The organism is Pelagibacterium montanilacus, from assembly GCF_003992665.1.
Lineage (GTDB): Bacteria > Pseudomonadota > Alphaproteobacteria > Rhizobiales > Devosiaceae > Pelagibacterium > Pelagibacterium montanilacus.
This window is the reverse complement of record NZ_RZMX01000009.1, coordinates 59,475-65,706: the sequence shown is the minus strand read 5'-3', so window position 1 is coordinate 65,706 and position 6,232 is coordinate 59,475. Positions and strand designations below refer to the sequence as shown.

Here is a 6,232-nt window from a genome sequence, read left to right as displayed (position 1 = left end):
GCAGCCTTCCTGGCCGAGGCGCGATCGGTCTTGGCGAACCAGGAGCCGCGAGGCTTTTCGTTGTCCGATTGTCCGATCAGCACGATGGCGGGGAGGTCGGTGACCTCACCGGGGAGTTTCTGAGCAGGTACGGCCATTGTCGTGTCCTTTTCTAACAAAAGAGCCCCCACATGGGGGGCTCGGATCAGGGTTCACATCGGTGACGGCGATAGCGGCACGAACCGCCATGCACAGCACCGTGCAGCGCCAGCATAGCCCAAAAAGACAATTATGTCAATGTTTTAGCCGAAACCCTCCCCGAACACCCCCATCGCATCCCTCAATATTCCGACGCGAGCATCAGGGTCAGAACCCGTTCGGTCACCTCTGGATTGGTGGGGTCGGGAGAGCCGTACTCGAGCTGCTTGTCGAGGTAATCGATCTTCCAGAACAGGGTATGCCCTTCGACCACGATCGACCCGAAATCGTGCTCTCCATAGGGATCATTGTCGGGGGTGAAACCGTCGAAGGCCTGTATGGATCGGACGGCCTTGGTGGCGATCGGCGCGCCCAGTGCGAGAACGCCGGTGGTGAGTATCCATCGCCCACCGAAGAAACTGGTTCTCAGGGCGTCGTTAAGATCGCGCACTTGGCGCTTGGTCTGGTCGAGGGTGTGAACTTCAGACATTGCAGGGCTCCATGGGTTGAGCGCCTGCACCGGGAAATGAAATAGGGGCCGCGCCCAGAATGGGCAGGCGCGACCCCATCGTGACAGAGCGCCCTAGAGGACCGTCAAGTGCGTCCTGCCAGGGGCGATCAAGAGACCTAAGCCCTGGCATTCCTTCGCTTGCGGGCCAACTCACGTGCTTTCTTTGCTTCACCCGAGAGGGATGGATCTTTTCCCTTAAGGAACTTGCTAATTTGGTCCTTCGGCAAAACGAGTGCCTTTCGATTTCCGTCCGCCGTCACCACATCCTTGGTCCAGCCTTTGCCCACAGAGGCATCCAAAGCACCACATTCGCGCATCTGCGATAGAAGCCGGTCTGCTAGTTTCGCAGATGGATCCGTGGAGTCGCTGCAAACCTGCTGAAACGTTCTGAGCGGGATCACGAAATGCTCTTTGTCAGCCCTATATTTGCCGTACCACTGTCCAACCCAAGTAGTAGCCTTCAAGACTTGGCCCGATGCGACCGTATAGTAATTTTTGACCTGGCGCAGATGCTCGAATATACGGCGAACAGCATCTCGCTCGATCTTTATGTCGGGAAATGCTGTCTCGATTACCGCGCCATATGACATCACACAAATATTTGTTATAGTATTTTTGTCCCACGGAATAATGCCGGCCCTGCGAGCGATCATTCCTGCTGCAAAAAGCAATCCAATTTTCTTGGCAATGCGATGTTCGAGACTGCTACCGTATTTAAAGAGCTTCTCGAATTTCCGGATATAAATACCTACGCGCTTCGCGAGCTTCGCTTCGTGTTCAACGAGATAACGAATCCAAGCTTCGCCTGCGGCCCCGTGAGAAGCCCGCATCGCTTCAAGGAACTGGTCAGTGCGTTCAGCAGTGCTCTCGTATGCCCCGCTGCCGGATTCATGCCAGATGCCTCCGTCGGTGCCTTCGGGCACTTTAAGTTCCAACAACCGCACACGATCTCCGGGAGTCCCAAGCGTGCCTTTCTTCATTTCGTGATCGACCACGGACACTGGGCTTGAGGATAAGACGATGCAGCGAAATGCGATCGGCTCGAGCTGGTTCTCTCCAGACACCACCTTTGAGTAGTCCGCACCTCCGCCGTTTGCTAGGCGATGCAGCCGCTCAGAAATAATTTTCATCCGCTTTTCCGGATCCTTGTCTGAGACCTCGACGTCATCCAAGACGAGGGGAAGGTCGTTCCGACGTTCCGCATCTTCATACATCCTGCGTTCGGTTGCATTCCACTTGGGCAAGTGCTCGTCGTTGCCCCAGACAGACCAGCCGGCCTTGTTTGCGGTCGATTTCCCGCTAGATGATTCACCGGCAATGTTCAGGATGAAGGTTTCAGTCAGCGTAGAGAATCTTAGCAACGGGCAGGCCAAAGCAGCCATAATTGCCATTGCTGCCGCTGGAGCGTCGACGGCGGGCTCAGCAACTGAGCTTTTCCACTCCTCCAACGTGCCCTTGATCTCCGCACCGATGTCGGCGCTGCCTGGATCAAACCACACGGTCCCCTCGGGCGAGCCGAAGGCGCGATAGGGCATCACGAAGCAGGGGGTGTCCCCAACTGTTTTCCATCCCGGCTTTGCGGCCATGAGTCCGGCTTCATCTGGAATATGGTCCATCAAGCTACGCGCAAGGGGCTCAATGGCCCAATTGTCAGGAAGAGCACACCCCGAGCCCTGAAGCGCGTCTTTTACCGTTCTCAGCTTGTGCGCATCATTAGCTTTTAGTACGGCGCTGCCCGGAAGCCGTCCGCCGGTGCGCGGAAAGGTGAACACGATGCGATCGTCGCCGAACTTTTCGTGTTCGAACCGGGCCACAGAGAACCCGCTCGGAAGAGACTTATCAGTCATAGCATATTTCCTGTTTTTAGCGCGATTCAAGCGAACCCTTGGGGCAATCGCGGCAATCGCGGCAGTTTTTGAGGTTTGGTGTAGCTTCAGTGAGGCTCGATAGAGCCTCGAGCTGGGGGCGGCAGTGTTGGCACCCCCCAACATGGTCGAGAGCGTCAGTTCACCTTTACAAAGGGTCTAAACGCATCTAGGCGGGCAGTTAGGACGGATTGTCCTGGTGCTACCGTGGTCGCTAGGCGACAGACGAAGGTGATGGCCACAAACTCAGCTGGCCGGACCACGAGCGGTTACGCCGCAGGCCATGAAGCAAGAGTCTGGAGCCAATCTCGTTTGTCCCCAACCACTCGATCAGTTCTGTGCGCCGATCGGCTGGAAGCCGGTTGGGACGCACGTTTTGACGAGGAGTCCCATCGACGCGAAGACGCGTTTCTGGGTACGAAGATCGAGCGTAAAACTCGGCCTTATAGAGGTAGGTAAGGCAGGCCCCCGGGAGCGGCTGTTGTACCCTTTGGGTATGGATAGGCCTGAGCACCTCTGAGCATGGCTTGAAGATAAGCTTAACCGAGTTTGCCAAGTTGGCATCAGCAATGCCCGAGATGAGAGCGTAGTAGTGCGCCTGCCAGTGCCCATCAGAGTTCTCGACCGTGTTCCAAGACAGGTCTAGGCCCCCGATTAGCAGACGATTGCCGAGTCCAGCACGCTGGGTACGGCGCCGAATGGCTTTGAGCGTCGCGATCAGACGCAAATTTGAAAGCTCTCCCGCAGCGAAACGCATATTTTGGGGAATTACGCTGACCCGAACCCATTCATGAGACCCAAAGCTCAGGTCTCTCGCACTGCGCAGAATTTCCATTCGGAATCTGCGGGTACAAACCGGACATGCCTCTGAGTGGCAAGGACTTGCGCTTGAGCAGCATGAAAGCTTGGCGATGACTAGCGAATCCGGTGCATGCCTAAGCAAACTCCTGATCCGCGAGGCCTTCGAAGCTTTGGCAACTGAGATCCGCTCTACTTGTCTGCCGGACCTTGCGAGTGGATAGCTCTGCGCGCTCATCGACCTCCCCCCCAAGCAGAGGGATTGGCAATGAATGCCTCTATATCTTCAGCTTTCCAGCAGGTGGTGCGCGGCCCCAGCTTTACCGGCTGCGGATAGCGACCTTCGCGGACGCCTGACCACCAGGCCGACCTGGATATAGGGATCGGGCCGTGGGGTCTTAATATGTCAGAAAGTCGTAGAAGGTGATGGGTGGGCTTTAGAACAGACATTGGAGTCTCCTTGCGTTACTCGCCTCGGGTTGAGGCGATGGGCAAGGAAAATCACGTCAGTAGTGGGAAAGGGACTTTAAGGCTGACAAACCCTTCAGTGTCATAGACAGGCGATATTTTTCAATCACTTAGAACGTCTAATCGCGGCATTGGGAATCTTGGGCTTGAGTTGCTTTCCTTCTAGTCTGTCCACTGCAGCCACTAAATGGGTTCTAACAGTTTGGATGTTCATGCTCTCCCAGACTTCCGATAGTTCGCTCGCAATGCGCTCATAGGACCCGCTCCTGTCCTTCTGATCAGGATCGTATCCGTAGGTCATAATTGCCATACCAACGAGAAGCCGATCCAGCGTGGTCTGCTTTTGGCCAGTCGGCTTAAGGTCATCTTCGTCATGGTGTTCTCGACCGGACCATTCCCGCGCTTTGGGCGCTAGCGTCAATCCAGATTTCTGGAACCAGCGAGCCAGCGATGGTAGGGTAAGCTGCTGAGGGAGCCGCTGCGCCTGTTGTTCTCTGCGTATCCGCTCGACCCGCTTGGAATGTGCCCATAAAAACCACGACAGTTCATCTTCATCCTCAGACTGCTCGTCTGCGGCTGGCAGATGAGAAGGGTCGACATCGAACGAAATCGCCGCCGCTTCCTCTACCGTCCAAGACGGCATTTTTGCCCAGTACGAGATATGGACGTCGTGCTCAGGGACAAAGGAATCAATGTCTAGGCTGACCGGCGTGTAGTCCAAGGCTTCGCCACTATCGTGAGCGTTAGAGATTTCTTCTTGTTCGAGCTCTGACAGAAAAAGGTTATACTCAAGGATTTCGTCCAGCCAATGTGCGCAAAGGGACTCAAAATACTGCTTCTCGGTCAACTCGTCCCGATAGCGAGCTATTTTTTCCTGGCTTTCTGAGGATAGACCCTCCAATCGAACATGCTGTTCTCCGACAGCATCAATGAATATTCTGGCAAAATGGAGCGGATCGAGTTCTTCAGACTGATCCAGAATCTCAGATAATATTGCCCAGCTATCCTCATTGAGACCTGGAAACTGTCTGTACAAAAGGCTCTCAATCATCGCGCTCCGATGACGCCGATTGGCCACCCGCTTTATCGCTTCCCGTAGCTTCACAGTAGTTCCCCCAATCATTCATCATCTCACGGCGCTTCTCGAGCAGGTCACCCCGCCTATAGGCCGCCTCAACCTTGTTCGAGATTGTATGGGCCAGAGCCATTTCCGCAACCTCGTTCGGGTAACTCGTCGTCTCCGAAGCCCAATCCCGGAACGAAGACCGAAAACCATGTGCAGTGGCGGGGATGTTTAGGCTGCGCAGGATCTTGGTGAACACCATGTCCGACAAGGTGCCCTCCTTGCTCATTCCGGGGAACAGGTAAGGCGAATCACCCCTGTAAGACGCCGCTTCGGTGAGTATTGCGGAGCAGCGGTCACTCAACGGCACCCTATGCTCTCTCCCGGCCTTCATGCGTGACGCCGGAATCGTCCAGAGCCTTTTATCGGCGCTCACCTCGTCCCATCGCGCGAAACGTGCTTCCCCGGTTCGCGCGGCGGTGAGGATGAGGAATTCAAACGCATGCTTCACGATCAAGCTCGATGCGCTCCCCTGCAGGGTCTTCATGAACTCGGGAACCTGTTGGTAGGGCAGGGCAGCATGGTGGCGAACCTTCTCAGGCTGCTTGGGAAGGCCACCCGCGACGGCATCGACCGGATTGTCCCCTTCGCGATACCCAGCGGCCTTGGCCCAATCGAGGACGGTTCGCATGCGTTGGCGCACGCGACCGGCGGTCTCGGGCTTGCTCAGCCAGATCGGCGCAAGCACCTTCAATATGTCGGGTGTCTCAATCTGGTCGACTGTGCGCTCCCCGATATGGGGATAGGCATAGGTGATCAGCGTGTTGATCCACTGGTTGCGGTGCTTGGCGTTCTTCCAGCTAGCCTTTTGGGCCTCGTGGACCGTTTCGGCTGCGGTCTTGAAGGTGGGAATATCGCGGAGCTTTTCCCTGTCGCGCTCAAGGACCGGATCGCCGCCTTCCCGTGCGACCTTGCGGAGCCGCATTGCCGCGTCACGCGCCTCCGCGAGCGGTATGAGCACGGCGCTGCCCAATCCGATATCGCGCCGTCGACCCTTTACCATTATCCTCAACAGCCATCGTCGGGCGCCGGACGGGTCGACAACGAGATAGAGACCATTTCCGTCCGCATATCGTCCCGGAGCCTTCAGGTTACGCACCTGGACGGCCGTGAGGGCGTTTATCGGGTGTCTCTTCTTGCTCGCAGCCATTCAATCGTGCCCCACATTTTGCCCCACAAAATAATTGGCTTTCACGATATTTTACTGCACACTATGGCACAACCCGAATGCGAAAATGCAAGGCGAACAGGGCCTTAACGTCCTTATCTGCACGCTACCGGACGCAAACG

Annotated in this window: 5 protein-coding genes; all 5 read right to left on the bottom strand. The window is 56.1% G+C overall.

Annotated features, from left to right (window positions below):
• Positions 1-319: 319 nt before the first annotated feature.
• Positions 320-667 (bottom strand): DUF3768 domain-containing protein, encoded by a 348-nt coding sequence (locus EO136_RS03680; protein ID WP_127142632.1) that lies wholly within the window; start codon positions 665-667, stop codon positions 320-322.
• A gap of 137 nt (positions 668-804) precedes the next feature.
• Complete coding sequence (locus tag EO136_RS03675) at positions 805-2,535, bottom strand: DUF927 domain-containing protein (RefSeq protein WP_164730427.1); 1,731 nt, start codon at positions 2,533-2,535, stop codon at positions 805-807.
• Between the two features lie 1,050 nt (positions 2,536-3,585).
• Complete coding sequence (locus tag EO136_RS03670) at positions 3,586-3,801, bottom strand: helix-turn-helix transcriptional regulator (protein ID WP_127143122.1); 216 nt, start codon at positions 3,799-3,801, stop codon at positions 3,586-3,588.
• Positions 3,802-3,925: 124 nt separating this feature from the next.
• Complete coding sequence (locus tag EO136_RS03665) at positions 3,926-4,870, bottom strand: hypothetical protein (protein WP_127143121.1); 945 nt, start codon at positions 4,868-4,870, stop codon at positions 3,926-3,928.
• A complete protein-coding gene (locus EO136_RS03660) occupies positions 4,863-6,092 on the bottom strand; it encodes a tyrosine-type recombinase/integrase (RefSeq protein ID WP_127143120.1) in 1,230 nt (409 codons plus the stop codon). Before EO136_RS03660 ends, EO136_RS03665 begins: the two co-directional genes overlap by 8 nt.
• Between the last annotated feature and the right edge of the window lie 140 nt (positions 6,093-6,232).